Annotated in this window: 23 protein-coding genes; 14 read left to right on the top strand and 9 right to left on the bottom strand. The window is 67.4% G+C overall.

The window, feature by feature from the left end; all coding sequences use genetic code 11:
• Both ABD810_RS30640 and ABD810_RS30635 read right to left on the bottom strand, forming a co-directional pair.
• A partial coding sequence (locus ABD810_RS30640) for a hypothetical protein (RefSeq protein ID WP_344948356.1) occupies nucleotides 1-460 on the bottom strand: 460 nt, incomplete at its 3' end.
• A gap of 170 nt (nucleotides 461-630) precedes the next feature.
• Complete coding sequence (locus ABD810_RS30635) at nucleotides 631-1074, bottom strand: hypothetical protein (RefSeq protein ID WP_344948352.1); 444 nt, start codon at nucleotides 1072-1074, stop codon at nucleotides 631-633.
• Nucleotides 1075-1388: 314 nt separating this feature from the next.
• On the opposite strand from ABD810_RS30635, the gene ABD810_RS30630 reads away from it, so the two are divergent.
• Nucleotides 1389-1688 carry a hypothetical protein gene (locus ABD810_RS30630; protein WP_344948349.1) on the top strand — a complete coding sequence of 100 codons (300 nt, stop codon included), beginning with the start codon at nucleotides 1389-1391 and terminating at the stop codon, nucleotides 1686-1688.
• Nucleotides 1689-1732: 44 nt separating this feature from the next.
• On the opposite strand, the gene ABD810_RS30625 is transcribed toward ABD810_RS30630, so the two are convergent.
• Nucleotides 1733-2866, bottom strand: a complete 1134-nt coding sequence (locus tag ABD810_RS30625; RefSeq protein ID WP_344948363.1) for a hypothetical protein — start codon at nucleotides 2864-2866, stop codon at nucleotides 1733-1735.
• A 188-nt stretch (nucleotides 2867-3054) separates the two neighbouring features.
• Between ABD810_RS30625 and ABD810_RS30620 the strand changes: the two genes are divergently transcribed.
• The 3 genes from ABD810_RS30620 to ABD810_RS30610 all read left to right on the top strand — a co-directional run bounded on the left by ABD810_RS30620 (nucleotide 3055) and on the right by ABD810_RS30610 (nucleotide 6047).
• Complete coding sequence (locus ABD810_RS30620) at nucleotides 3055-3309, top strand: hypothetical protein (protein ID WP_344948346.1); 255 nt, start codon at nucleotides 3055-3057, stop codon at nucleotides 3307-3309.
• A gap of 102 nt (nucleotides 3310-3411) precedes the next feature.
• Nucleotides 3412-3852, top strand: a complete 441-nt coding sequence (locus ABD810_RS30615) for a hypothetical protein (RefSeq protein ID WP_344948344.1) — start codon at nucleotides 3412-3414, stop codon at nucleotides 3850-3852.
• 1286 nt (nucleotides 3853-5138) lie between these two features.
• Nucleotides 5139-6047: a hypothetical protein gene (locus ABD810_RS30610; RefSeq protein ID WP_344948341.1), complete on the top strand. Its 909-nt coding sequence runs from the start codon at nucleotides 5139-5141 to the stop codon at nucleotides 6045-6047.
• 101 nt (nucleotides 6048-6148) lie between these two features.
• On the opposite strand, the gene ABD810_RS30605 is transcribed toward ABD810_RS30610, so the two are convergent.
• Nucleotides 6149-6571, bottom strand: coding sequence for a hypothetical protein (locus ABD810_RS30605; RefSeq protein WP_344948338.1), 423 nt, complete (start codon nucleotides 6569-6571; stop codon nucleotides 6149-6151).
• Nucleotides 6572-6736: 165 nt separating this feature from the next.
• Here ABD810_RS30605 and ABD810_RS30600 point away from each other — a divergent pair, with 165 nt between their 5' ends.
• The gene (locus ABD810_RS30600) at nucleotides 6737-7183 is read left to right on the top strand and encodes an N-acetyltransferase (protein ID WP_344948335.1); all 447 of its coding nucleotides are present in this window, start codon (nucleotides 6737-6739) and stop codon (nucleotides 7181-7183) included.
• 705 nt (nucleotides 7184-7888) lie between these two features.
• Here ABD810_RS30600 and ABD810_RS30595 read toward each other — a convergent pair.
• Nucleotides 7889-8185: a DUF6247 family protein gene (locus ABD810_RS30595; RefSeq protein WP_344948334.1), complete on the bottom strand. Its 297-nt coding sequence runs from the start codon at nucleotides 8183-8185 to the stop codon at nucleotides 7889-7891.
• 506 nt (nucleotides 8186-8691) lie between these two features.
• Here ABD810_RS30595 and ABD810_RS30590 point away from each other — a divergent pair.
• The 5 genes from ABD810_RS30590 (at nucleotide 8692) to ABD810_RS30570 (ending at nucleotide 16105) form a co-directional block, all read left to right on the top strand.
• Nucleotides 8692-9039 carry a hypothetical protein gene (locus ABD810_RS30590; RefSeq protein WP_344948332.1) on the top strand — a complete coding sequence of 116 codons (348 nt, stop codon included), beginning with the start codon at nucleotides 8692-8694 and terminating at the stop codon, nucleotides 9037-9039.
• A gap of 903 nt (nucleotides 9040-9942) precedes the next feature.
• The gene (locus ABD810_RS30585) at nucleotides 9943-11991 is read left to right on the top strand and encodes a hypothetical protein (protein ID WP_344948329.1); all 2049 of its coding nucleotides are present in this window, start codon (nucleotides 9943-9945) and stop codon (nucleotides 11989-11991) included.
• A gap of 412 nt (nucleotides 11992-12403) precedes the next feature.
• A complete protein-coding gene (locus ABD810_RS30580; RefSeq protein ID WP_344948326.1) occupies nucleotides 12404-13198 on the top strand; it encodes a DUF5677 domain-containing protein in 795 nt (264 codons plus the stop codon).
• A gap of 463 nt (nucleotides 13199-13661) precedes the next feature.
• On the top strand, nucleotides 13662-14342 hold the full coding sequence (locus tag ABD810_RS30575; RefSeq protein ID WP_344948323.1) for a hypothetical protein: 681 nt from the start codon (nucleotides 13662-13664) through the stop codon (nucleotides 14340-14342).
• Complete coding sequence (locus ABD810_RS30570; protein WP_344948320.1) at nucleotides 14339-16105, top strand: hypothetical protein; 1767 nt, start codon at nucleotides 14339-14341, stop codon at nucleotides 16103-16105. The genes ABD810_RS30575 and ABD810_RS30570 overlap by 4 nt, the downstream gene beginning before the upstream one ends.
• Here ABD810_RS30570 and ABD810_RS30565 read toward each other — a convergent pair.
• The gene (locus ABD810_RS30565; RefSeq protein WP_344948317.1) at nucleotides 16043-16426 is read right to left on the bottom strand and encodes a hypothetical protein; all 384 of its coding nucleotides are present in this window, start codon (nucleotides 16424-16426) and stop codon (nucleotides 16043-16045) included. The two genes, ABD810_RS30570 and ABD810_RS30565, sit on opposite strands and share 63 nt — an antisense overlap.
• A gap of 202 nt (nucleotides 16427-16628) precedes the next feature.
• Between ABD810_RS30565 and ABD810_RS30560 the strand changes: the two genes are divergently transcribed.
• Nucleotides 16629-18116, top strand: a complete 1488-nt coding sequence (locus ABD810_RS30560) for a hypothetical protein (RefSeq protein WP_344948312.1) — start codon at nucleotides 16629-16631, stop codon at nucleotides 18114-18116.
• Between the two features lie 250 nt (nucleotides 18117-18366).
• Nucleotides 18367-19239 (top strand): recombinase family protein, encoded by an 873-nt coding sequence (locus tag ABD810_RS30555; RefSeq protein WP_344948310.1) that lies wholly within the window; start codon nucleotides 18367-18369, stop codon nucleotides 19237-19239.
• 64 nt (nucleotides 19240-19303) lie between these two features.
• On the opposite strand, the gene ABD810_RS30550 is transcribed toward ABD810_RS30555, so the two are convergent.
• Nucleotides 19304-19468 (bottom strand): hypothetical protein, encoded by a 165-nt coding sequence (locus ABD810_RS30550; protein WP_344948307.1) that lies wholly within the window; start codon nucleotides 19466-19468, stop codon nucleotides 19304-19306.
• A 41-nt stretch (nucleotides 19469-19509) separates the two neighbouring features.
• Between ABD810_RS30550 and ABD810_RS30545 the strand changes: the two genes are divergently transcribed.
• Both ABD810_RS30545 and ABD810_RS30540 read left to right on the top strand, forming a co-directional pair.
• Nucleotides 19510-19899: a PadR family transcriptional regulator gene (locus tag ABD810_RS30545; protein ID WP_344948304.1), complete on the top strand. Its 390-nt coding sequence runs from the start codon at nucleotides 19510-19512 to the stop codon at nucleotides 19897-19899.
• Nucleotides 19896-20597, top strand: a complete 702-nt coding sequence (locus tag ABD810_RS30540; RefSeq protein WP_344948300.1) for a hypothetical protein — start codon at nucleotides 19896-19898, stop codon at nucleotides 20595-20597. The genes ABD810_RS30545 and ABD810_RS30540 overlap by 4 nt, the downstream gene beginning before the upstream one ends.
• Before the next feature lie 105 nt (nucleotides 20598-20702).
• Here the strand turns inward: ABD810_RS30540 and ABD810_RS30535 are convergent, their stop codons facing one another.
• Both ABD810_RS30535 and ABD810_RS30530 read right to left on the bottom strand, forming a co-directional pair.
• Nucleotides 20703-23732: a Tn3 family transposase gene (locus tag ABD810_RS30535; RefSeq protein WP_344948297.1), complete on the bottom strand. Its 3030-nt coding sequence runs from the start codon at nucleotides 23730-23732 to the stop codon at nucleotides 20703-20705.
• Nucleotides 23733-23887: 155 nt separating this feature from the next.
• Nucleotides 23888-24607, bottom strand: a complete 720-nt coding sequence (locus ABD810_RS30530; RefSeq protein WP_344948294.1) for a hypothetical protein — start codon at nucleotides 24605-24607, stop codon at nucleotides 23888-23890.
• Between the last annotated feature and the right edge of the window lie 203 nt (nucleotides 24608-24810).

Here is a 24810-nt window from a genome sequence, read left to right as displayed (position 1 = left end):
AACCGCGCTCGACCAGCCGTTTCAGCTTCGACCGCAGCCCCTCCCGCGTCGAGGCCGCATCCTGCAGGCCCATCGCCACCAGCAGCTGCCCCACCCGCATCGGCCCGCCCCCATCAACCAAGATCTCAACCGCGTCCCGATACGCCTGCGGCAACACCTTCGTCCCCATCCCCGAACGCCACCACGGCACCGTCACCACCCCCAACCGCACCACCTCCGGCGGCTCCTCCTCCGCCCCCGCCGCATCAGCCGAGCCGCCCTCCTCATCGGGCTCCTCGACCAGCGACGCGGCCTCACCAAGGATCTCCTCAACCGTCTCGCGCGTGACCACCAGACGAGACAACCGGTCCTCCTCGACCCCCAGCCGCTCGGTCAACTCGCTGATCTGCTGTCGCAGCCCCTCGATCCGACGCCGAGCCGCAGCCTCCCGCCGCGCCAGCTCCTCCAGCAACGAGCCCATCGCCACCACCGCCTTGCCTCAGACGGTAGGACGTGATCCCTCACCCAACCAGGCCCGAACCACGAACCCCCAGCTCAGCCACTCCCTCAGAAGGAGCCGCACCCAACAGTCATGACCACAAGCCCAGCTCAGACGGTCGCTGAAACGAGCTACACCCATGTCGATTGGACTCAGTCCGACGCATCGCCGAACAGAAGCAGACCCTCACGGTCGGCGTTGAGCACCAGGAAGCAAAAACCCCAGAACACAGGGTAGCCGGGAAGGCCGCGGCAGCCACCCGTGTAAATAGCCGATTCCGGTCCGATGAAGCCGCGGACATAGTCCCTATAACGGTCCTGCAACTCCCGCAGCTCAACCTCCTGGTCATCGGTCAGCTCTAGCCCGCTCCCGTGGGCGATGTCGCCGCGGTAATCAAAGGCATAGCCGATCTCCTCCCACACGGTGGCAGCATCCGCGGGTGTCGGCCCGGTCAGCTCGGCCTTCGGATATACCCCGACGATTGCGGCTTCAGCACCCTTCAACGATGTCCCAGCCGGCAACGGCAGCAAACCGAAGGTGGTCGCGTAGTTCAGGCCGTACATCACGTGCTCAAGCCGCGCCAATAGTTCATCCACGTCCAGCATTCTCCTATAGGCCGGTGAGGACCTGTTCTCGTGACGAGAAGGATCCATTCGTTCGCCTCCTCCAACATCACCTGCAGGGCTTCCCCGCCCACCACGGCAGCGCTGAACAAACCGTGAAGGGCGTGCTCTACCTGGTCAACTCGCTCCCTCGAAAGGAGCCGCACCCATAGGTCTTCTGTCGAGTTCGTATAGCGAAGTCGTTGCCGAACGTACAGACAAGCTGGCCTGCCTCTCCCAGCGCAACGGCGTAAGTAGCGCTAGGGAGAGCCACGACGTGCCGGAGGCGGTGTTCTGCCAGATGCCAGATGCGCACCGTGTCGTCGCCCGAGCCGGTGACCGCGACGGGGCGCCCGTCGAGCACCGTGCACGCCACCGCGAGCACCGCGTCGGTGTGTCCGGTCATCGGTTGGCCGCTGCCCAGTCCCAGAGCGTGGCCGCACGCACCGTCGACCGGTGGGCCATGGTCGCCCCCGAGTGAGGACATCTGCCGGCAGCTGCGTGGCAGCTCGCTGTCGATGTGGGTGAGGGAAGAGCTGATCATCGAGCTTGCCGAGGTCGCCGCCGAAGCCACCAGCGAGGAGGCCCGCTGGCGGCGGCTGGAGTGAGCCGCCGCCGTAGGGCACTCGGTACACGGGTGTCCTGGCCGAGGTCAGTCCTTCTTCTCCTGGGGGAAGCCTTCACGGGCGATCAGACGGCTGGTGAGCTCGACTGTGGCCAGGTACCACCAGAAGATCCAGTCCAAGAACACGGGGTCGTAGTCGCCGAGTTGATCGGTCCTTCGGTGGCGGAGGTCGTACCTGTTGGCGATCTCGAACAGTGACCCTTCGTCGGGTTTGCCGAGGTTGTCACGGATCAGCTGGCGGCGCTCCTCGAGTACGCCCGCCAGGGTGACAATCGCGGAACGCTTACTCTCGGGCGAGGCGGAGCGGTTGCGGAAGAGAGCGATGGCATGGTCGACCCGCTCCTTGATGCCGGGCGTCGAGGTCTGTAGCACCTGGTGGACCAGATGGCTGCGGGCGTCGTCGGTGACGGCTATCAGACGTCCCCGGTCCTCCCCCTCGGCGGCCAGTTCGTACTCGACGCCGGCTGAGCGCAGCATTTGGTTGATCTTCCACCGGTACAAGATCTGTCCAGGCACGACGTGGAACTCGTAGTAGTGCCAGCCGCACGCGCCGAACGGGTGGTTCTCGCGTCGCCGAGGTCGGCTGACCATGTCGTGGAAGACCTCTACGAGCCCGTAGAAGGTGTCCTCATTCCAGTCGGCAGGAACAAGCGGCCATAAGCCGCCGATGCCGAGGCGGTGCTCGATGACGTCTGCAGGGTCTGGCAGTTCCTCATCGCTGTCGACGCAGGGTTGGCCGAAGGCCTCGATCAGGTAGCCGTTGCTCTCGAACGTGGCGATGATCTGGGTGAAGTCCCGGTGCGCATCTCGGAGAGGGCTTTCCGTGTGGGCAGAGCTTCCGACGCGGCGCTGTGGCCAGTAAGCCCGCGGAGCTGACGCCTGCCGTAGTTCATCAGCACGTCTAAGCAGTTCAGTGAACCAGTCCCGCTGGTGATTCGTCATCGTCGTCAGTTGTCCCGTGGGCAGTGCCCATGGATCGCCGTCCACGTCGTAGGCGGCATCCTCGAAGTCCGCCACGGCCGTGGCCCCAGAAAGTGCCTCCGTCAGCAGCCACTTCACCCGGTCGCTCCACGACGAACCGCTGGAGAGGGCAACCCGCTGTCCTTCGGCGAGGAACAGCGCTGTTGGCCAAACCAGTTCATAGGAGCCCACATCAACCATCACGGCGTTCATCCTGGCGCAACGACATCTGGGAAGTCCGCGTAAAGGCACAAGCCCTGCCTCGGGACCAGTGGCTGGTCGAATGGCTGCCCGGGCGGGACGCATCGCCTACCGTGTAGCACGCACGGAGTGCGCCGTCCAAGCTCCAGGCAATATCCCCCAGACCACGTCTTCGTAGGAGCCTTCAGGTGCCCAACCCCCGCACCTACAGTCAAGGGACCAGGGCCGCGCGCTTCTACAACAGCGGCGGCCTGTGCTACTGGCCCGGCTGTCCCGAGCCGGTCCTGCTGTACCGGGACGGTCGGTGCACCGTGCTGGTGGAGATCGCTCACATCAGCGCCGCCACCCGGGGCGGCCCCCGCTACGACCCCGCCATGAGCGATGACGAGCGACGCTCCGACGCCAACCTGATCCTGCTGTGCGACGAGCACATCGAGTGGTGACACCTGGCACCCTGGTGGGCGTATTCAGCAACAGTCGCAGCCGAGTGGGCCGCACTGGCAGAGCAGCCCTGGGGTCTGCTCTTGCCGCGTGAGAAGAGAGCGATGACTGACCCCCTGGAAACCCTGGATCTGAAGAGGTTGTACATCGAGTACCTCGGGTCGCCGTTCGCCCGGGAGATCGCGGCGATGAGCACCGAGTCTTACCAGAAGCAAGGCGTCGACAACAGTTGCGAAGCCGAGCGCGACAGCCTCATGCACGCCCAGAACTTCTGGGTCGCGCCCGACATGGTCAGCATCGTGGAAGCCGCACAGGAGACCATGCCCGATGAAGAGGTGCTGCTGGAGGAACCCCCGTCGCCTCACGGGTTCCTCATTTTGGGCCGGCACTTCACCAGCCGATGCTCCGACCCCGAATGTGCAGAAGATCACGAGTTCTGCGGTGTCTATTGGCGCCCGGTCCACCGTGTTACCCGCCAACGACTACGCCGAGGAACAACACGACGACGGCCTACTGATCAGCTGGCTCTCCCCTATCCCACCTGAGCATTGGGCCGGATTCGGCAGCCGTCTCTCAGCCGCGAACGCCGCGACCTTGCGTTGAGCCACCAGTCCACGATGATCAGAACCGCCCGCATGATCTGCGGTCCCCACCCGTCGAAGACCGGCGTCTTGCGACGTCGCCGCTTGGCGCCCATGAGAGCTCCCTTGCCCGCCCCCGTTGATGGGTGAGATCAACCGTGGGGGCTTGCCGGTCAATCCCCCTGCTGACCGACCCGAACCTCGCAGGCAGCGTCGCGGTGACGCTTGCGCCTTCAGAGCGTAGAACAGCGATCAGCGGCCGGTGCGAAATCCCGCCCGCTTGCTCACCTCGTCCCCGGACCTTCCGGGAACCGAGCAACCACCGCGACAACACGACGGCCCTGAAATTGGAACACGAGTGCTGACAGCGGATGCTGGAAATTGCCGCACATTGCCGGACAGCACCGATCAGTGCCGGATAAGACCAGGACGCGAGCCGCGATCTGTAGTCGAGATTTCACCTCGGGCACCTCTATCGATCTTGAAAGATGTTGGGGCTCCAACCGGCCGCCCTGGAGGGAGGGCCATCGGAATCACTGCGGGGGTGGGCGGCGAACGCGCGGGGGGAGCCCACGGAGAGGGTGACAAGTTTTCGACCCCGATTTCCGCCAACGCGGATGCGCACTTCTGCAGCTGCCGGCGCCTCGCCCCGCCACTCCGATCAATCAGACATTTGACGCATCCTGGCTGGTCAGCTGGTTTGGCCAGGGCCCGGGGGACCCCGCGCAGCCGCTCCCGTCTCTCTCCCCGGATCGCGAAAACTCGGCGAACACCCCCGAATCGGGGCCAATTTCGCCTCTCGCCGACCGTACGCGGGGCGACCTCGCGGCCGGGTCGCCGGCTACTCGCTCGGGAAGAACGGGTCCAGGGCCCCGAGGTCGTTGACGTTCGGCTCGAAGCTCGGCGGGCTGGGGTCGTCGATGTGCTCCAACGTCAAGGCCGAACTCGTGCTCGTGGTGCCACCTGACAGCCGCGGCGGGACCTGCCCCTGCGCGCGCATATCCCTGCGCAGCTCGCGCAGGGCCGTTGTGGTGTCCGCGGCTTCTTGCTCGAGGCGAACCGCCCACAGCAGTCGTTCGGAGTTTCTGTGCGCCTGGCGACGCCCCCACCGGTGCGCGACCCGGAGACCGGGCGGCCTACCGACCGTTCGCAGTAGGCACGTCTCGGCGCCTGCCTTACTTCATAAACCTTGCTGCATCGCACAGTGCGAACGGGGCGCGCCGCGAGGGCGCTTGGCGCAGGATGGCCCGATGAGCTCCCCGACGCTGCAGGCCTTCCTCGCCGAGCACGCCGCCGTGCGCACCCGGGTCGTCGATGACCACATGTTCGCCGTCGACCAGCCTGGCCGGCCGCTGGCGACGTTCCGGCTGCAGCTGTTCACCGCGCCCGGCTCCCGGCCGGTCGCCGTGGCCACCCAGACCGTCATGGAAGGCCGGACGCTGGTCAACGCCGCGGAGGAGTACGCGGCCGAGGTGTGGCGGCGGCACTGCACCGAGTCGGCCGAGCCGCCCATCTGGATTCAGCACCAGTTGCTGCCCAGCGGCCGGTTGGACCATCTGGCCCTGGTCACCTTCACCCAGACCGGCTCTTTCGACCTCCACACCCCCAAATGGAAGCGGGTGAGCGACCTGCAGCTCGCCGAGCTCGTTGGCGGGGCTGTCGACGTCGATCGCGGCGTCGGTTACCGGCCGCAGCCGCCAGAGCCTGAGCCGCAGCCCTACTACCGGGTCATGTGGGTCGCCCGCCTCCCCCGCCCCGAGCCGTTCCGCCAGGACGAGTGCATGCCGGCCGGGCTGGGCTGGCAGCGTCTGGCCCGCCAGCTCACTCCGCGAACCATCGTGCGTGACTGCTGCTGGTATCACGGCGGCAACTGGCACCGCGCCGCGGCGGCCGCGATCCGCCTGGTCCACCGCGCCCAACGCAACGGGGTGGCGGTCGAAGACATCCACCATGCCGTCCTGGACGCCGCCGAGGCCGAGCGCATGTCGGAGTGGGAAGTCGACGCGGTGGCCAGCCTGGCCAGCCTGGCGGACGCCATTCAGGTCACCCGTTTCGCTGGCTGGCGCACGATCTCCTACATCAACGGCCAGCACCGCGCCCAGGCGATGCTCGAGGCCGGAGTGCGGCGCACCGTCACCGTTGACTGGAAGTACCCCTGACCGCTGCGGCCGCCGTCGTCGAGCTGGCGGCTGCTGTGGCGGTCGGTCTTCCGCGGCCAGGACATGACGCCGCGCCCGCACCACCGAGCGCTCGAAGGCCCTTACGTGGTGGCGCGGGGGGCGAGCTGGGAGACGCGCTGATGCGACAACAGCAGGGCGCTGCCGATGTCGCGGGTGCTCCACCCCTGGCCGATGAGGAGGCGGACGGCATGGCGGACGGTGTCACGCTCGGCCTGCTCGGCGAGAACACGCGCCGAGCGGGCGGCGATAACGTCCTTCAGGGCGGCTGCGGCGTCCGGGTCGGCGGGGACAAGATGGAGGGCGCCGATGCTGGAATCGTCGTTGTGTACCTCGAAGATGAGGTCGGCCACGTTCCGCTTCACTTCGCGCCAGCTCGCGCCTTGGGCCTGCACGGTGCGCCCGCCGGGGAGGTCGCGGGTGGTAGCGGTCCACTGCTTTCCGGTCCGGGTAGCGGTCGCGAAGTAGGTGACGGTTTCGACCTCGGATTCGTCACTGTTCTCCATGAGGTCAGGCTGGTTGAAGATCGCACCATGGTTCAGACGCATAAGCGGATTCTGAACCGCAAGCACAGGGCCGCTAGTGCGGTAGCCGAATACTGTCTTGTCGATTGGCCGAATACCGAAGGGAAGCAGATGGCCAGAGACAGAAGTGTCGTTCCGGTGCCCGGCATGAGCAAGATCCGCTGGTGGTGGGTCAGGATGACCACCCCGGGCGCCACGCTGCGCTTCGTCTACCACCCGCCCGATCTGCCGGCGGGGCTTCGGCAGATGTACGTCTACGACGCCCGCGACTACGATATCGCCCGGCTGGTGTGGCAGGTCTGCGATCAGTGCGGCCGCGGCAGCATCAACAAGATCTCCATCTCCCCCGAATGGCAGCGCCGCGGCGTGGGCCGCCGCCTGATCAGCCGCGCTTTACGCGACGGCCCGAGCTACACCTGGTCCACCTCCGGCCAGTCACCGGAAGCCAAGCAGTTCTTCCCCGCGCTGACCGCGGAGACCGGGACGGCCTTCCCCGAGTACGGGGGCGGCTGCGCCCACTTCGACGACGACCGCCGCATGCCGATCACCTGCCCGATCCCGGCGCCCGCGCCGGGGTTCGAGCGGCACGTCTGACCTTCGACAGCCGCACTGGAACGCGACCGGGTTGCGGTTCCTGTCGGCTGGAGCGGGCCGGTGTCGGCGGGTGTCGTCGCCACCCCGAACTCGTTTCACACAATTAGGTGAGATCCACCCTGGCTCAGCGCCGTGGCTACTCGCGATCAAGCAGCATGAGCCCGCTTCCGTCCGGCATCGCGCCGTACCGCAGATCAAGCGGTCCGTCGAAAAGGTCGCGGGGCAGGGCACGGCCGTGGCGTTGACCGTCTCGATGACGCTGAGGAACACCTCGCTTCCCTCCGGCACATCACCGTCGTCTGCCGCTTCCCGGGACGCTGCTGCCAGATCCTGAGCGCGCTTGAAGCGCGTCCGGTTCTCCTCGAACCATGCCTCGGCCCAGGCCGTGCTGTGGGGCCGCTCGCGCAGCAGCGCGACGGCGCTGACGTACTGGTGGTCATTGGTGAGCTTGCCGTTGCGCCCCGCCTGGAGCCATGACGCGCCCTCAGCGTCGCTGCCGGGTTCGGTGATTTCGAAGACGGCCTCGATGTCCCCGTACACGGCCGCGACCTGGTGGACGATGCCGGAGGAGCGGCCCCGCAGGTGCGCGCCGTCGGCGTAGGCGGCCCGGGCGGAGGCGGGCGATGACGGCCAGGGCCTCGTGCGCATCGCTCGGTAGGCCCTTCATCTGAGACAGCGCCGCCACGTGGAGATCCACGCGGTAACTCATCGAGGGTCGGCCCAGCCCGGGAAGGCGTCGTCCATCGACACGAGTTCCTCGCGCCGGCCGTGTCGAACCGCTTGCTCGGCCCGGTCGAAATCCGGATGGGACACCGCGGCGGCATGCAGCCGCCACAGGTGCAAGAGCTCTCGAAGTTGCTGAAACCGCCACACCTCATGGGCCGCGTCCAACGCCGTGTGGTACTCGCTCAGGAACTGCTCGTGCCACCGCTCCGGCAGCGCACACAAGATCTCTGCCGGGTCTTCGGCAGCGCGCGGAACCATTCCCTTCGCAACCACCATGACGGTCGACCAGGTGTCACGGTCTTTGGAGTCGTCCCTCCACCACAGGTAGAGCAGCGGCTGCGAGGGATAACCCCGACTCGAATGATCACCGGACTTGACTCGTGTAATGGATGAAAAGCCTTGTAGAGCTTGGGATCTGACAAGCTTTCTGCCACGATAGTCAAGGTCAAGTGATCGAGAGAAGGTGGTCTTCAAGCGGGCAAAACGGAAAAGCGCCCCACTTGGGGCGCTTTGTGTAATTCCATACTGTGCGATCCAGCCCCCAGGTTGGCGAGCCGTACGGGCCAGGATCACACCATCTTCTGGAGGACGACCATATCAGGTAGCCGACCAGTCGGCACAGCACGCTCTGTAGTCGATCGGTGTACTGAGCCGTACGCAGCTGTTGCGGTGGCCCGCATCTTGCTGGGATGATCAGTGGAATCCCACCGATGTTATTTTCGGTGCGACACGCCCCAGTGAGTGTGCAACTCACTATGCCTGTGTATGCAATGATCTCCCACATGGCTTACAGGGGTGGTGGATCGAAGGTAGGGCAGCGTCGGCGTAAGTCGACGCCCGTATCAACTGAGCGCCCGTCAACTGAGGGCCCGGTCAAGCTTGCCAGAATCGTCGCGACCTTCCCTGGCGCGTTGTCTGAGCTTGCAGCCCAAGCTCAAGAGATCGCCCAGGCAGGGGGGGTCAGCGACGCCGAGGTGGTGCGGCGAGCGTTGCGCGCACTGTTGGCTGACCAAGACCCCAACACCAAGCTGCCGAAGAACTGGGAGGAGCTGGCCGAGCCGAGGAGTTCCGGTAAGCCCGACACACACCAGGACAAGATCGAGCAACCGGAGATGTCTATCGCCAGCTAAAGGCAACGAGGCGTAGGCCCCCGGACGTCCCATCCGGGGGGGCCCAACAACTTCACACCGTGCCCGAGAGTCAGCACCGGCGTCGCAAACCACGCTGAACTTCTCGGAAGATCGAACCTGATGGCGATGCCATCGGGCCGGTCTTTGTTGTCCGGAACCAAGGTCCCTAGGAGGGATCATAACCGATGGTCCCGGGGATGCCACACCCTTGCCTCTTTTCGGCGTGTCCACGTCGAGTGGAGATGAGGCGTTTAGTGCCACCCCTTGCCCGTTTACGACCCATTCGTCTGCTTCGCTGCAGGCTGATGAGGATCGTCGCGCAGCCATAACACCTCGGCTGCGCGCTGTCGCCATGGCCCAACAACCCCTGACGCGGCCCTCTTCTACACCTCCTACCCGCGCCTGTTCCCAGCAGCGCTACGAACAGATCTTGCGCAGGGAAAAACAGCGTCAGCCAACAGCGGCCGCTGCCTGCGCGCCCACCACCGACAGCAACCAGACGCTGCCAACCACCGGCCGGCTGCGCGCTGCGACCGATCTTCGCGATAGCCGCGCCAAAAACCATCTGACACCCGCCGGCCTCACCGGTCAGTCAAATCGCCAGTCCCTGAGCGGCAACCTGCATGAACGCAGGCACCCTTGCCCACAGGGACTCGAGCACTACGCCGCTCCCCCGCCTGCTGGGCGGTGCTGTCGATGACCCGCGATAGCCGCACCGCAACAACACCCACTACCAGCCCGCACCCAGACCACCAGGCGACCGCGATCACAGCGGCGACCGAGTGGGCATTGTGCGCACCCGCGCTGGGGCGTCGCGGCCGCGTCCGGCTGTCTCCGCGTGATGTCCGCGGCTTCCCCGCGCCGCGGCAGGGCCGCGAGTCACGCCTGGAGCAGGTGCTCCCGTTGGACGCCCCCCCGGTCGACCCGGCCGCGGTCTATGTCTACGACGTGGCCTCGGGATCGGGCCGGTTGCTGGTCGGCGACTTCGACATCTCCCTGGCTTCCGCGCACAGCCCGGGTGACCCGGCCGCCCTGGTGGCCGCCGACGCCGCGGCGTTCGCCGCTGACATTCGTCGTTGCGGCGGCCGGGTGATCACCGACATCTCCCCCACCGGCGGGCGCCATGTGTATGTGCTGTGGCAAGCCGACCTGCCGTTCGATGAACTACGGCGGGTGGCCCGGGCTCTGGCCCGCCGGTATCGCACCTTCGACCCCAAGCCCATGTGCGGACTGGCCAACGGTCTGATCCGCCCGCCCGGCTCGGTCCACCGCCGCGGCGGCCGGCAGCGCCTGACCATGTCGCTGGACCAGGCCCGCGCCGCGATCGACCACCCCAACGGCCCCGGAGTCTGGGACCGGCTGCTGGAGCTGCTGGAGCAGGACCTGCACGCCGTCGAACAGGGCGAGCGCGAGGTGGACCTGGGCGAACTCGTCGTCGACGAGGCAGGCGCACCATGGCTACCTCGCCCGGGGTCGAACGCCTCACTTCCGCTGCGCCCAGAAATGGAACGCACCGCCCGGCTCGGCATCTACTCCCACCAGGACTACGCCAGCGACAGCAACGCACGCCAGGCCGTCCTGGCCGCCGCGGCCGAGCGCGGCTGGCGACTGGCCGATGTCACCGGTCGCCTACGGGAGGGGGTGTGGCCCGGCATGGCGCGGTTCTACTCCCGGTACCGCCCCGGCCGGCCGGTGGCCGACCGCCTGGAGAAGGACTGGAAAAAAGCCGTCACCTTTGTTCTCAGGGAGAAAACTCGTCACAGCAGCCACACAAGGGAGCTAACACACCGGGGGGGGCACGGTGCAGAGGCCTGGGGTGAGGCGATGACCCAACCTGTACAAAGTAAAGGCGGGGAGGTTTCGGAAATCTTCTCGCTGGAGTCCTACCGCTACCTACGCACCTGGTGGTCAGCCCTACGCGTCGCCGAGGTCACCGGCCGCTGGAGCGGACGAGGCGCCATCACCTACCGCCGGGTGCTGCGCGCGATCGTGGCGGCCGCGCAGATGTCAGTGACCTCACACGGAAGTCCCTATCCCGAATTCGGCACCCGCAATCTAGGCCTAATGTGCGGACTGGACCACTCCACCGTCGCCAAGGCGCTGAAGAAACTCCGAGAGGAGTCCGACCCCTTCCTCGAGCGACTGGACGAGGACTACCACCCCGACACCCCCGAGCACGACCGCGTCCGCCCCCGCCACGGCACCGCCGGCGACCGGTACCGGCTGCTCATCCCGGCCGCCTACGCCGACGTTGCGGCCTGGCGTCGCTGGAAACCCGGCAAACTCGGCGCCGTGCACCCGGTGTTCCGCGGCGAGCTCGGCGGCCCGGCCGCGCTGGTGTATGAGCACCTGGGCGCCGACGACACCAAAGGACTGGAGCTCGCCCACCTGGCCGGGTTGTCACCGACCGCGACCAACCACGCGTTGCGGCAGCTGGCCGAATACGGCCTGGCCGAGCGCGGCCGACACGGCTGGCACCGCGGACCCATCGACCCCGACGTGGTCGCCGACGCCCTGGGCGTCGACCAGCAGATCCAACAACTGCGCGCCCGTCACCGCGCCGAACGCCTCGCCTGGCGCGCCTACCTGACCGCGATCGCCGTACCCGACACACTCGCCGACCTGCTGGCGGTCCCCCAAGACCCCGACCTGGCCACGGCCGACCCCCATCCGCTGGCCGCCAGCGACGACCCCACGTGGCCGGCTACCGGGCAGGGCCCCGAACCGCCGCCGTGGCTGCCTCCTGAGGACGCATACACCCAGCAAACCCCAGCGGCCGCACTGCAGGAGGAACAACTGCGGTGCGCGCTGCAGCTCATCCAGGACGAGCTCGGGGGCCGGCCCATCTCGCCGTCGGCACGTCCAGGTCCGCCACCACGTGATCTCAGCAGCAACACCAGAGCCCAATATCGTGACCTCGCCGCCGTCTACGACAGGAGGAACAGGTCGTGACGCCTACCGCCTGCCAGATCCGCGACATGATCACCCACATCCAGAGCTGCGAGCAGTGCAGCGGCGGAGACGACATCAACGCGTCAGTCCATGACGGGAGCCTCCGCCCGACGAACTCGAGGACTACATCGCCGGGTCGCACGACCCGCGGTGGCGCGCTTTCGGCGCCGATGTCAGAGGCTGAGGTTGGTCTGGTCAGTCGCTGCGTCGGCGGGCAGCGGGGTCGTGTTCGGCCGTGATGTAGGCGGAGGTCTCCTCACCGAGGCTCACGTAGCGGCCGAGGCTGGCCAGGTGCTGGTGGCGCCATGCGGGGCCCGGTGTCCCTGGCCGAACGGCGCCCCCGAACTCCAGGCCAAGAGCCGCCACCTCCGGCGGTTTTCGGCTTGCGGGAACTCGCCCCTACAGTCCTGTCATGTCAAACCTGACGAATGACCAGAAGACCGGCGAGCTCGCCCGCGCAACCGCCGCATCCCTCCTCAAGGCCGCCGAGAGCGTCATCGCCACCGGCCTGAGCGTCCCCGTGGCCAAGGCGCGGGTGTTCGGTCCGGTCTACAGCTGGTGGCGTCTTACCTGCCGCACGGCCGAGGCCGCGCTGCTGCTCACGGAGCGAGGCTTCACGCTCGAGGTCGCTCCCCTGGTCCGAAACGTCTTCAATCACGCATACGCCATCAACTGGCTCGTCGACAACGGCGATGCCGCCGTGGACGCGCTCGTCGCCCGCGGCGACGACGATCGCGAGAAGCTGTGCAAGAAGCTGGAGAAAACCGGCTGGCCTGGCGCCGCCGAGTTGCGGGCCGCCCTGGACCTGGCTGCCGCACAGCGGCCGGCCCCGCCCACCCGAACCTCATCAGAGCAGGAACTCCATGAAAAGCTCAAGCACGAGCTGGGGAACTTCTACGACATGCTTGAGCGGTACGACGTCGCCGGGGTTTACCCGGTGTACTCGCACCTCTCCTCGCTGTCACACACCACCATGGCCACCGCCAGCGCGTACGTCGAGCACATGGATGACGGCACTTTGCAGATCCGACAGAATGCGCCAAAACTCGGCGATGCGGACGTCATCCAACTGACCGTGGCGCTCCTCCAAGCCGCCAGCGCGGTAAGTCCTCTCATCGACGGTGACCCCCTACGCCCCAGCATCGACCAGGCCCTCGCGGACCTCGGCCTGGAGGACACCCAACTCCTGCCTACCCGCGTCAGGTAATGGCCCGCGCTTTCAGCGGGTACGGCTCACCGTTGCCCGCCCGAATCGTCTGCCGCCGTTGTCGGCTGATTCGCATCGGGGCGCGCGTACACCCCTCACGGGTGCCACACTGGCAGAAATGGGCTGTGGGGCGCACACGGGGCTCTGGCTGCGGACGGCAATTCGGGTAACGGTGGAAACCGTGAAACCTGTCTTGGTGGTGGTGGCCGCGGTCGGCGTGCGCTAGCGGCAGGGATTGGGGAAGACCTCCAGGGGCTCTCGGTAGTAAAATTCGCCGACACTGCCGGGCCCCACCAGCGGGCAGCGGCGTGCTCGTCACGGCGTCGGCTTTGCCTGTATCTCCAATCTCCTCATCCGCCGGATCGGCGCTAACCATATGGTCACAGAGTGTTGCTGACATCGCACAATTTGAGCGGTTCCTAGATACGATCACGCGGTTGGCAACTCTAGACGGCAAGCCAGCGTGGAGGCTTTCGCCGGTAGGGGGGCGATCGGCACGGAGCCGACTCGGGAGCAGACTGCGGTACGGCTGCTGTTCATCTTGGACCGGTTGGGCGATACCTGCGATGAAGGCGGGCCGCTCGCTGCCGTGCGGGTGGTGCGGGCACAGCGCAAACTGCAGAAGCTGGACTTCTTGATGCGCAATCCCGACTACCTCGCCGATGAGATCATCACCGCTGTCGAGCAGGGACGGCTGCCTCCCGAGCGGCTGCGGGCTGCCCGCGAGGTGCTGGAGCAACGAGAACCCGAGTTGCATACCTACCGCATGCTGCGTGGCCAGCACGGCGCTTATGAGCCGCTGCACAATGCGCTGTCAGTCCTGCGGCACCTGGGACTGATCAAGATCGAACGGGCAGGCAGTACCTCCGACACCCACGTGCGGCGGCGGGACTACTACCTGCTGGAGCCGGGGCAGTTGCAGGCACAGCAACTGCGCTCACGCGTCCCCGCATTGGCCTGGTACGACGAGCAGGCACTCTACGTAGGACTGGTCGCCAAAGGCCTGATCGGAGCAGCGCTGAAGGCATCTCAGTACGAGCACGAGGAGTACGCGGCCACCCCGTCCGGGCGCGTGATCGCGGGAATCACCGAGCGGGTCCGACCGCGGCTGGCCGCCGCGTTAGAGCGGGAAGGGCTGGAATGAGCCAGGACGAGAGCGCCGAGGGCCCGGTAGGCGAGTGGCTGGCCGAGGTCGCTAAGCGATCACGCCAGCCGCTGGATGCGGTCCGCGACATTCTCACCAGCCACGGAGTGCGGGCGCGGACGACGCTGCCGCGCCCGCACCGGGTTTTGGTGACGGAGGTGTTCTTCGACGGGCTGCGGCCCGTTCCTGGGGCTGAGACAGCCACCTCGCTGGAGAACTTCTCCTTTTCTTGGGCGTTGGAATCCGGTGTGTGGTGTGTGGCCTCCATGGGCAAGAACGAGGCCGGCAAGTCCAGCATCCTGGAGATCATCTTGTGGTGCCTGCGTGGTCGCAGCGGCCTGCAGGCCGACGTACGGCACTGGCTGCGTCGCGTGCGGGTACGGTTCACCCTGGATGATGAGCACCTCGGCGTTGAGATGACCGTGGTCAACGGCCTGCCTCAAGGCGAGGTCGTCGCACTGGACAGTGGCACGGTCCTGGCGCAGTTCAACGGCCTGAAGAACTTCGAGCAGGTCATGGACGCGTTCATGCTGGATCGATTGAACCTTGAGCCCCTGCGCACCGCGCAGGACGCCAAGAAGGGCCCCGACATTGCGCCGATCACCGGTGAGCTGTCCTGGCCGGCCTATGCCAGCGCCCTGCACATCAACCGGGCCAGCCTGAAGGCGGTGCTGGGCGGCGGCAGCGTCGAGCACGGCCTGCCCACCCGCCTGCTGGAGCTGTTCCTAGGGGCGCCGTGGGCCTCGACCAAGGTGGCCGCCCAGGTCGCCCACAAGATCGTGGCGGCGAACTTGACAGCGGCGCAGACCCGCGCCGCCAACGATGCCGCGGCCCGCCAGGCTCAACTGGCGGAACTCTCCCAGCGCCTGATCAGCGCTCGTAACCGGCTCCAGGCGCTTCCCCAGACCAACGAGGCGGCGGCGACGCTGCAGGAGCTGTATGGCGCACTCACTACAGCCACCCAGGAGGCGGCCCAGGCGCAAGGGGAACTGGCGCGTGCTCGCGGTGAGCACGATGAATGGGAACGGCAACGGCGGTCGCTCGTGGTGGCCGTGCACGCAGCCGAGGAGGCGGCGTTGGCGCGGGCCTTCTTCCATTCCCTCACCCCGACCGTCTGTCCCCGATGCGACACCGCGGTACGCAAGGAGCAGTGGGAACGGGAAAAAGACGGCACCTGTTCGCTGTGCGCCTCCGAGTTGCACCCCAGCCACGAGGTGACCTCGAAGCCGCAGCCGGGTAGCCGTGAAGACGACCCGGATGCCCAATCCGAAATAGATGATCTCCACCTGACGCTCGCCAGCGCGCAGGAAGCCGTCGAGGAGATCGCCGCCCGACTGTCGCGCGCCCAACGCACCGCAGCGCAAGCCGCTGCCCGGCGCGAGGACGCCGCCAACCGGCTGCAGACTGCGACGACCGACCCGGCTGCCACGGCGCGACGCGAGGCGGAACTGGAGGTGGCCCGGCTGGAAGGTGCGCTGGCCGAGCGTCAAGGACGCTTCGACGACTTGGGCACGCCGGTCGACGTCGCTCCGCTGACCCGGGCCGCCGCGGTGCTGAAGGCCGCAGAGGCCAGCGCGCACGAGCGCCGGACCGCGGCGCTCAAACAGATACTGGACGACATCAACCGCGACATCACCGCCATGGGCCGCGACCTGGGGCTGGACATGCTCGAGCGGGTGGAGCTGACCAGCGGCGCCCAGCTAACGGTGTGGAAGGGCGGCGGTCAAAAACAGAACAACCAGGTCTTCGAGCATATGGCGTAGATCGCCGCTGTCGACTTCCTCGGCGCCGGGAGAGTCGACCAGGAGCAGCCCGGGATGACGGCCCACGCCGCTGCGAAAGCCGTGCCGGAGCAGAGCGATCGTTGTCACGATCTTCAGCCGGAGTTGCTCGCCTTCGGTCAGTGAGCCGTTGCGCGGGGCCACGGCGGCGGCGAGCAGGAAGTTTCGCCCCGCTGCGCTGCCGCTTGCCTGATCATCGTTGAGGATCAGCTGGATGAGTTCGGGGAGCTCCTGGCGGGTCAGCAACTCAGAGGCGTGTTCGGCGAGCAGGTCCAGGCCGCCCAGGTCGGCCAGGCGCGGCAAGCATTTCGACCTCATCGGCGGTATCGCCCTCGAGGCGAGCACCCGCCTGGTTCTTGCCGAGGCCGGCAGCCCCTACGCCCTGCTGGACCGTCTGACCCGCCTGCAGCGCGACCTGCCCCGCCTGAACGATGACTTCGCCGGTCGCGCCGTCCGGGTCGCCGGCGCCGTCGCTGAACACTTTGCCGCACCTGAGGTACCGGCTTTGCTGGAGGCCCTCCTGGCCCGCGACGACGTCGCCGACGACGCCGCCTTCGAACTCGGAATGCTCGCCCTGCGGCGAGCTCTAGCCAGCAGCGACGCCACCGAAGCGCGAACCTTGCTGCTGACCGCCCGGCAACGGCTGACCGATGCCCACGCCGAAGAAGAACGCGCCGACGCCGCCGCATTCGGCGCCGCGGTGGACGCCGTCCTCGCCTACGCCGCAGGCGCCCCCGTCACCCGAGATACCTGCACGCGCCTAGCCGAGGCGGTGGTGGAGTTCCGGTTGAACATGATGGGCATGCCGGCCGGATGGCGTACGCCGCGATTCGACACGATCGCCGCCTGGCAACAGCTCGTCCACACCCTGGAAAAGGCGCAGGCCTCAAACGAGCCTCGAGCGTGGCTGCACGCCCCAGCGTTGATCACTGATCTGGTCACCGTCTACGGAGCGCACCGCTCCCTCACCCTGCTCGCTCCCCCCGACGCTCCGCCCTTCGACGGCAACCGCACCGACGCCGCGCCCAGCGCGCCCGGCCTGCACGCCGTACTTGCCCCCCGCGTCGAGCATGCCTTCCTGGCCCGAGAAGGCGGTCTCGCACTGCTCGACGGATGGCTCGAAGAGCTCCAGAACGCAGCCGACACCGATGATGCCCCCGCCACCGCCCGTGTCCGCGAGCAGGCCACCGCGCTGCGCCAGGCCTTGAGCACAGGAGGGCCGCCCTACCCAAAACCTGACGGCCCGGCGTCCACGCCGCTCGCCGGGCTCCGGATGGCACCCGAAGACGCCCGGCGGATCGAGACTCTGCTGGCTCAGGATCCCGAGCTCACCCAACGGCTAGAGGCCATGATCGACGCCCGGAATGCGCGTGAGCTCATCGATGAGGTCCCCATCGTCGCCGGCGTGTACCGATCGGTACAGCAGCAACTATGTGATCAATGTCCCGACGGATACACCGGCAGGTTCGCCGCCGACGTTGACCTCCTTCTGCTCTATCTGCTGCGTTTTGTCGACCTGCGGCTATCGGAGACACAGAAGTTCCGCGGTGCGGCCGGAAAGTACCTGCGGCAGTTGAAGGCCGGTGAGCCCAAACCGGAAGAAAGGGAGCTGGGCAGAGACCTGCGCGACTTCCTGGGCGGTCAGGGACTGCGGGTGGATCTGGAGGTGTCCAACGTCGGCGCGGGGCGCGTCGACGTGGCCTGGCGTCCTCACGATGAGCTCATCACCATTGAGCTCAAACGCGACTGGACCGACGCCTCCTGGGACAAGATCGCCACCAAGTATGTGGCCCAGGCCATCTCCTATCAGGTCAGCGGACCGCCGTTGAGCTTCTTCATGTTCTTGGATCTGACGGCGAAGCCCGACGGCCTCGCCGCCCTGCCCGCCTGCGTCGACGTGCGCACCGTGCCGGGACCCGCAGGAGATCCTCGGCCTCGTACCGTCATCATGCTGCGCGTCCAGGGCAACAAGCGCGATCCCAGCTCCTTGTGAGAGCGCCTCTTTCCCTCTGTGGGGTGCAGCCAAGGCCTCTGGGGAGGATCGGACCGGATTTTGGCGCTACGTGACGCGGTAAGGATCAGGTCGCGAGCCCCAATCCGCGTTGATCTTGCTCTCAGAAATGAGGAGTTCTGACAGACTCCGACCCGTCACCCGGCGCTGTCCGGTTTGTCCCCGGTCGTCGTTCTCACAACCTCTCGCAAAACCGTGTTCTCACAACAGCGCTCTCAGTAGGTTTTGCGACATGAGCGATCTTGTCGAGCCGGCCACTGCGGTTGAGGCGTTCGACTGTCCCGTGTGTCAGGCGCCGGCGGGCAGCGCCTGCCGGACCCGGGGCGGGAAGGTTGCGCCGAAGTACCACACGCCGCGCTTCATGCTGGTGCCGCAGCTTCGGACCGAGCTGGAGGTTCGTACGCCCGCCGATCGTGGTCCGGGCCGGGCGTGGGCGGCGGGCCCGGCGCGAGCGGCGGCCCTCACCGATGCCGGGGCCAGGCCGACCCGGGTCGGCTACGCCCGGTGCTCCACCGACCAGCAGGAGCTGCAGAGCCAGCTCGGCGCCTTGGAGGCGGTGGGTTGCGAGCCGATCTTCTCGGAGAAGATCAGCACCCGCGTCAAGGTGCGGCCGGAGTTCGCCAAGGCGCTGGACTTCGCCCGCACCATCAAGACGGCCGTCCCGCACCAGCGGGTGATCTTCACGGTGCACGAGATGAAGCGGCTGGGCCGCGGCGCGGCCGAGCTCCTGGCCATCGCCGAAGAGCTGCGGCGGGCCGACATCCAGCTGGAGTTGCTGACCGGTCCGCTGCAGGGGGTCTACGACCCGAGCGGGCACGGGGCGGCGCTGTTCGCGTTCTTCGCCGGGATGGCCGAGTCCGAGCGGGAGTACATCCGGGAGAAGTCTCTCGAAGGCCAGGCCTCGGCACGTGAGCACGGCCGCCACGGCGGCCGGCCGAAGGTGTTCGACCACGACATGGTCGCCTACGCCCGCAGTCTGCGTGAGCGCGGGGTGCCGGTGCCGGAGATCGCCCGCAAGCTCACCATCCCGGCCGGGAGGAACAAGGGCCGTCATCCGTCTCTGGCCAGCGTCTATCGCGTGCTGGGTCAGGAGGGCCCAAGCTGACGGGCCAGCCGGCGGCAGTCCAGGAAGGTCCTGGTGCAGGACGGCCTGCCGCCCGCGCGATCTTCTACAGGAATAGAAAGCCGATGGCCAGGGCGGCGATCACGGTGCCCAGCGCGAGGGCCAGGACGATCTCCCTGGAGCTGGCGCGGTCCTCGCGGCGGATCCAGGCCAGGTAGTAGACGGTGGCCGGCACGCAGACCACGGCTGCGGTGACAGCGACTAGCCTCACAACTCTGGCAACATCTAACCGACTTAGGTAAGATAAGAGTTATGGCTGTTCCAGAGCGGGTCACGGGCCCGCTACTCGACGTCTTGGAGCTGCTTCTCCAAGCATTCAACGATCAGACTGAGCTGCACGGCTGGATCATCGCGAAGACGACCAAACGCTCCGGCCCCACGATCTACGGCGTGATCGACCGCATCGAGGACGCCGGGTGGGTCAGCGGCCGGTGGGAGGACAATCCCCAGCCCAACAAGCCGCGCCGCAAGCTGTACACGCTCACCCCCACCGGCGTGGTGGAAGCACGCGCGCTGCTGGCCCAGCGGCGGCCCGCTCCCGTCCAGGCCAGGCCGGGCCGGGCCGGGCTCGGCACGGCCTTCGCCCGCTGGCTCGGCCTCGGCGCCAGGAGCACTCCGAGCACTTCGAGGAGCGGCTGGTGAGCACCTCGGACATCATCATCGGCGTCGGACTGGGACTGATCGTGAACGAAATGAGTGACGTCTGTCCCTGGCTCGCCGTCAGGCTCGTGGCCCTGGCCGCCCGCCTGCGCTACGGCGACACCCCCCGCGCCGCCGAGCGCGGAGAGGTCGTCGCCGCCTACATCAACGACCGGCCGGGCAAGCTGCTGAAGCTGCTGACCGCCCTGGGGTTCGTGACCGTCGGGGCGATCGCCGGCCTGCGCAGGCACAACAGGTCGATCGGACTTGAAGTGCGCTGGCGCGCGAGCGAGGGACTGATGGCCACCGCCCTGGGAGGCATGGTCTGGGGGGCGGACCCCCTGCTGTGGCCGGAGCAGACGATCTGGTCCATGATCGGTGGCGTCATCGTCATGACCGGCGGGCTCGTCCAGATCGTCGCCGCCTACGCCAACCAGCCCTGGTACACGACAGCCAGTGGAGCGGTGCTGATGGCCTGCTCGGTGGGCTTCGCGCTGGGCGCCGTGGCCAGGGCTCTCACCGTCGACGTCTTCCCCATCGCCGTCCTCGATGTCGTGATGACGGTGTTGCTGTCCCTCGGGGCGCTGGTGATGTTCGCCATCGGCCTGTTCCAGATCACCAGGCGCGCGGACCTCCCGAGCCTGGAGCAGATCCTCACCTCCGAGGCCATGCGCCGAGCCGAGCGGGAAGATCCGCGATAGGTCGTGCTGGCGCAGCCCGGGTAGCGCCGGTTGCGGTGCTCACCCGGGCTGCGCACGGCGGCATGGCCCCAGCCCTAAGGCTCAGCCGGGGCTCGGGTGGAGGGCTCAAGCGCCCTCGTGTGCACCGTCGTGGAAGGGACGCAGGCCCCCGGCCACATCAGCACGGGAGAAGGCGTAGCGACCTAGGAAGTTGATGTGGTCGTACTGGATGGGCGACAGCCGCGCGCACATCTCGCCGGTGACCGGAAAGCCCTGCTCGCGCAGCTGCTTGACGGCAGCATCGAGGTAAAGGCTGTTCCACCAGATGACCGCGTTCAACGCCAGACCCAGACTGCCCAGCTGATCCTCCAGGCCTTCGCGGTAGCGCTGGCGCAGCTGGCCCCGGTTGCCGAAAGCGATCTTCCGGGCCAGCCGGTGGCGGGCCTCCTGCACGTTCAGCTGAGTGCCGATCATCCGCCGGTAGCCTTCGTCGGCGATGAACTGCAGCAGGTGCAGCGTCTTGGAGATCCGGCCGTAGTGCGCGAACGCCTCACCCAGGCCGGTGGTACGGCCGTCGGCCGACAGCATCCGGATCAGGTCGTAGGCGCGCACCGTACCCATCGTCAGCGAGCCGGCCACCCGCAGCATGTTGCCCCAGTGCGCGCGGATCTTGTCCAGCCGGACGACATGGCGGGACATGTGCTCCAGCGGCCCGTAGACGGCGCGGGTGTTGGTCCGCCACAGCCGGGTGTCGGCCAGGTCGGCGATACGTGGGGAGAACTGGTAACCGCAGATCGCGAACAAGCCCGAGACGATGTCGGAGTAGGAGGCGGTGTCGGTGACCACCGTCTCCGGCTTCGGGCCGCCGTCGAGATTGAAGATGGCGTCCAAGATGAACAGCGAGTCACGCAACGTGCCCGGCACCACCAGCCCGCCAATCCCCATCACCTGGTCGTTGACCACGTTCAACCAGGTCGCGCCGCGCTGGCGGCCGAAGTAGATCGGATTGTGGCCGGTATACAGGTTCTGCACCGGCACCACGAAACGCAGCCCGTCGGCCGAGGCGATGTGCCCGCCGCCCCAGCACCGCACGATGTCGAGTTCGGCCTGGGCGGCAATCAGGCGGGCGTTGGCCGCCGCGATCGTCTCCCCGCGCAGGTAACCCTGATCCACCTGCAGCAGCCGGGCCCGCGTGAGCGCGGGCACGTTCGGCTTTTCGATCGGCACCAGGCCCACGTTGCACGCCTCGGCCACGATCAGCGCGGCCAAGCTGACCCCGAAGTCCTCCATGGGCGAGTCGGCGCCGGAGATGTGGGTGAAGTCGGCCGGCAGGCCGGTGCGGTCGAAGACCTCCAGCAGCAGCTCGGGGAAGTCCAGCCGGGGGAGCATGTCATCCAGCAGCGCGCGCAGCTCCTTCATCAGCGGCGGCTCCTCGGCCGCGCCGAGCTTTTCCAGCTGCAGCCGGCCGCCGACGAACTGCACCGCGGTGTTGGTGCCGAGCCCGTCCAGCACCCGGGCGTAGGCGCCCTCCAGCGCGCCGGCGAGCTCGGCCAGGTGCCCGGCCGGTTCGATCTCCAGCTCCAGCGAGGTGAGGATGCGCGGCCGGGCCTGCTGCCAGGCTTGCCCGTCCAGCAGCCGGGCCCGCGGGTCGCTCCACCGCTCGGAGCCTTCGGCGAACACATCGCGCCGACGCAGCGCGTGGTGCAGGTGCATGACCGCGCACAGCACGAACGCCGCCTTGTCGACCTGCCCCTCCGGCACGTCCGGGTTGCGGTAGATGAGCGGTCGCCACGACCCGGTGATCAGCTCCTCGTGAGCGGCGATGTCGCCCGGCGTGTAGCGGCGCCGGCTCTTGGCCATCGCCGCAGCCATGCGCACCATCGCCAGCACCGCGCTGCCCGCCTCCACCGCGCGAAAGCGGATCACCTCCAGCAGCAGCTCGATGAAGCCCTGCACGGTGCGGTAGCGCTTGACCAGCTCGGCCCGCCACTGCGCGGCCGCGTCATCGTCAGTCGTGGGCACGAACGCCGCGACCGTTTCCACCGCCGAGACCAGCTTCTCCCGCGGCACCACCTCCTCAATCGCCTTCCACACCTCCACCAGCGACACCAGCCGATCCTCCGGCGCCGACATCAGCACCTGCACCGCCGAGGCCATCGTGCGCGCCGCCTTACACAACTTTGGGAACGTGCGCAGCTGCTCGGCCTTGTCCGCCCGCTCAGCCCGGGCCAGCAGGTTGGAGGTGATCAGCAGGTCCAGCACGTCCAGGGCGTCATCGACGGACGAGGTCTCCAGGTGCCGCACGGTGGCCAGCAGCGTGGCCGCCTGCCGATCGCTCTCCAGATCCCGCAGCGTCGGCGCCTTGGAGACCAGCCCGTAGCGGGCCAGCGCCGACAGCTTCACCGCCGGCACCGGCTCCACCCGGACGGCACCGGCTCCCAGGCCGACGATCTCGGCCACCCGATGCAGCTCCGCCACCATCACCCGGCCCGAGGCCCGCATCGGCGCGGTACGCAGCCGCTCCAGCTCCGACACCCGCCGATCAGCGGGCACCTGCAGCAGCTCGGCCAGCCGCGCCCGTAGCTCTGGACCGGCCCGCTCGGCCAGCGTGCGGTACACCCGGGCATGCTCGGCCCGGCGCACCTCGCTGATCAGCCGTGTCAGCGTCGTGATCCCCGCCGGCAGCAGAATGCCCTCACGCAGCATGTGCACCACCGCGCGGTCGAACAACGCCCGCGGCCCCTCGATCGTCGACCACACCCGGGCGGCCAGGTAGTCGCGGACCTCCTGCTCGCGTTTGGAGAACTCCGACCGTTCCAGCAGGTCCCGGATCTCCCAGGTGTGCTCGTAGGCGGTCTTCGGCCGACTCAGGTACTCGATCGCGCACGCCGGGTCGATGTTCAGCTGCTCGGCGACGAACTCCAGCACCGCCCCCGGCACATCCAGGGGATCTTCAGTCAGAAAGGTCCCGAGCATCCGCACGGTGCCCCACTGCACCACCCACCCCAGCTTCGTCGCTGGGCGGCGCTTACCGGCCACCGCCTGCAGCGCTTTGGTGTCCAGCCGAAAGAACTGTTCGAGTTCGGCCACCGACACCTCGGGCCGGAACTGGCGATAGCGGGCTACTTGCTCATCTGAGAGGAAATCCACGGGCATGAGCAGGCACGCTAAGGCGCTCGACCAGGGGAAACAGTCGTCGTCACCGAATCGTCGTCAAGATCGACTTTCTAGCGCCAAATTCCGGTCCGATCCTCCCCGGAGGCCTATCTGGCTCAGGCCCGCACCTGTGAGGGGAGCTTGCCGAGGGCTTCTTACGGTGTGGTGCGTTCGGCTTTGCGCCGGCGGCGTAGCTCTCGCTGAGCCTGGGCGCGGGCGCACTCGCGGGAGCAGTACAGGACGCCTTCGGTACGGTGCTGGCCGTATTCAGCACGGCCGCGTTGCCGGACGAAGGGGCGCGGGCAGCTTTCGTTGGCGCAGGTGCGGACGTGGGCGTTTTCGACCAGGTGGTTGTAGAGCTGGAGGAAGGACACCGAGTAGATCGTGGGGCGACGTCGCGAAAGACCGCTGAGGCCAATACTGAACTTGCTGAGAGCCCCTTCCACGACGTCCTCGAAAGAACCGATCACATCTGAGATCAGAACCTCTCGCGTCTCCTCCAGCGACGTCGTTTCCAGCAATTCTTGCCATTGAGCGAGCCTGTCGCCGGTCAGGTCAGGAGCGATGAGTTCCTCGATGCCGCCCTCGCGCTGCAGGGCCAGCCAGGTTCGTACGGCCTCCTGGCCCATCTCCACGTGCAGCCGGATCAGATCCCGGTGGAAACCTTCCCGGCGCATGCTCCCTGTGACCTGGTGGTACTTGGGGATCGCCGCGACCTGCTCGATGAACTCCTCATCACAGCTAGACAGGTCGAGCTCGCCACCATCCATGTCGAACAGCGGCCCATAGGCCCTCATCAGCTCGGCGACGGCCTCCAGGTCGTCTATGCGCAGCTCCAGGAACTCGCGCATGTAGAAGTCGACCGGCAGCGGCACGGGTTCCTCTGTTTTCGGGCCGATGGGCCAGGTTACCCATTCCCCGCCTTCTACCCGGACGTCGGGAAAGGGCCGCAGAAGTGGAGGAGGAACCATGATCCCCGGCCAAAGCGTGGGACGAAAGTGTGGGTTAACGTATGCCGCCATGCCGGGTACGGTAGCAGACATCGCAGTAGTACCAAAGAACACAACATCGTACTACG

Source organism: Sphaerisporangium flaviroseum (assembly GCF_039537005.1).
GTDB classification, from domain to species: Bacteria; Actinomycetota; Actinomycetes; order Streptosporangiales; family Streptosporangiaceae; genus Sphaerisporangium; species Sphaerisporangium flaviroseum.
Note: the sequence above shows the minus strand (reverse complement) of the source record. Positions and strands in the feature narration are given on the sequence as shown.

Coding starts and splice junctions, on each gene's coding strand:
- ABD810_RS30630 (WP_344948349.1), top strand. CDS start 1,389: ATGCGCACCGTGTCGTCGCCCGAGCCGGTGACCGCGACGGGGCGCCCG.
- ABD810_RS30570 (WP_344948320.1), top strand. CDS start 14,339: ATGAGCCAGGACGAGAGCGCCGAGGGCCCGGTAGGCGAGTGGCTGGCC.
- ABD810_RS30535 (WP_344948297.1), bottom strand. CDS start 23,732: ATGCCCGTGGATTTCCTCTCAGATGAGCAAGTAGCCCGCTATCGCCAG.
- ABD810_RS30610 (WP_344948341.1), top strand. CDS start 5,139: ATGAGCTCCCCGACGCTGCAGGCCTTCCTCGCCGAGCACGCCGCCGTG.
- ABD810_RS30590 (WP_344948332.1), top strand. CDS start 8,692: ATGGCTTACAGGGGTGGTGGATCGAAGGTAGGGCAGCGTCGGCGTAAG.
- ABD810_RS30580 (WP_344948326.1), top strand. CDS start 12,404: ATGTCAAACCTGACGAATGACCAGAAGACCGGCGAGCTCGCCCGCGCA.
- ABD810_RS30615 (WP_344948344.1), top strand. CDS start 3,412: ATGACTGACCCCCTGGAAACCCTGGATCTGAAGAGGTTGTACATCGAG.
- ABD810_RS30555 (WP_344948310.1), top strand. CDS start 18,367: ATGAGCGATCTTGTCGAGCCGGCCACTGCGGTTGAGGCGTTCGACTGT.
- ABD810_RS30600 (WP_344948335.1), top strand. CDS start 6,737: ATGAGCAAGATCCGCTGGTGGTGGGTCAGGATGACCACCCCGGGCGCC.
- ABD810_RS30605 (WP_344948338.1), bottom strand. CDS start 6,571: ATGGAGAACAGTGACGAATCCGAGGTCGAAACCGTCACCTACTTCGCG.
- ABD810_RS30625 (WP_344948363.1), bottom strand. CDS start 2,866: ATGGTTGATGTGGGCTCCTATGAACTGGTTTGGCCAACAGCGCTGTTC.
- ABD810_RS30545 (WP_344948304.1), top strand. CDS start 19,510: ATGGCTGTTCCAGAGCGGGTCACGGGCCCGCTACTCGACGTCTTGGAG.
- ABD810_RS30595 (WP_344948334.1), bottom strand. CDS start 8,185: ATGGTGGTTGCGAAGGGAATGGTTCCGCGCGCTGCCGAAGACCCGGCA.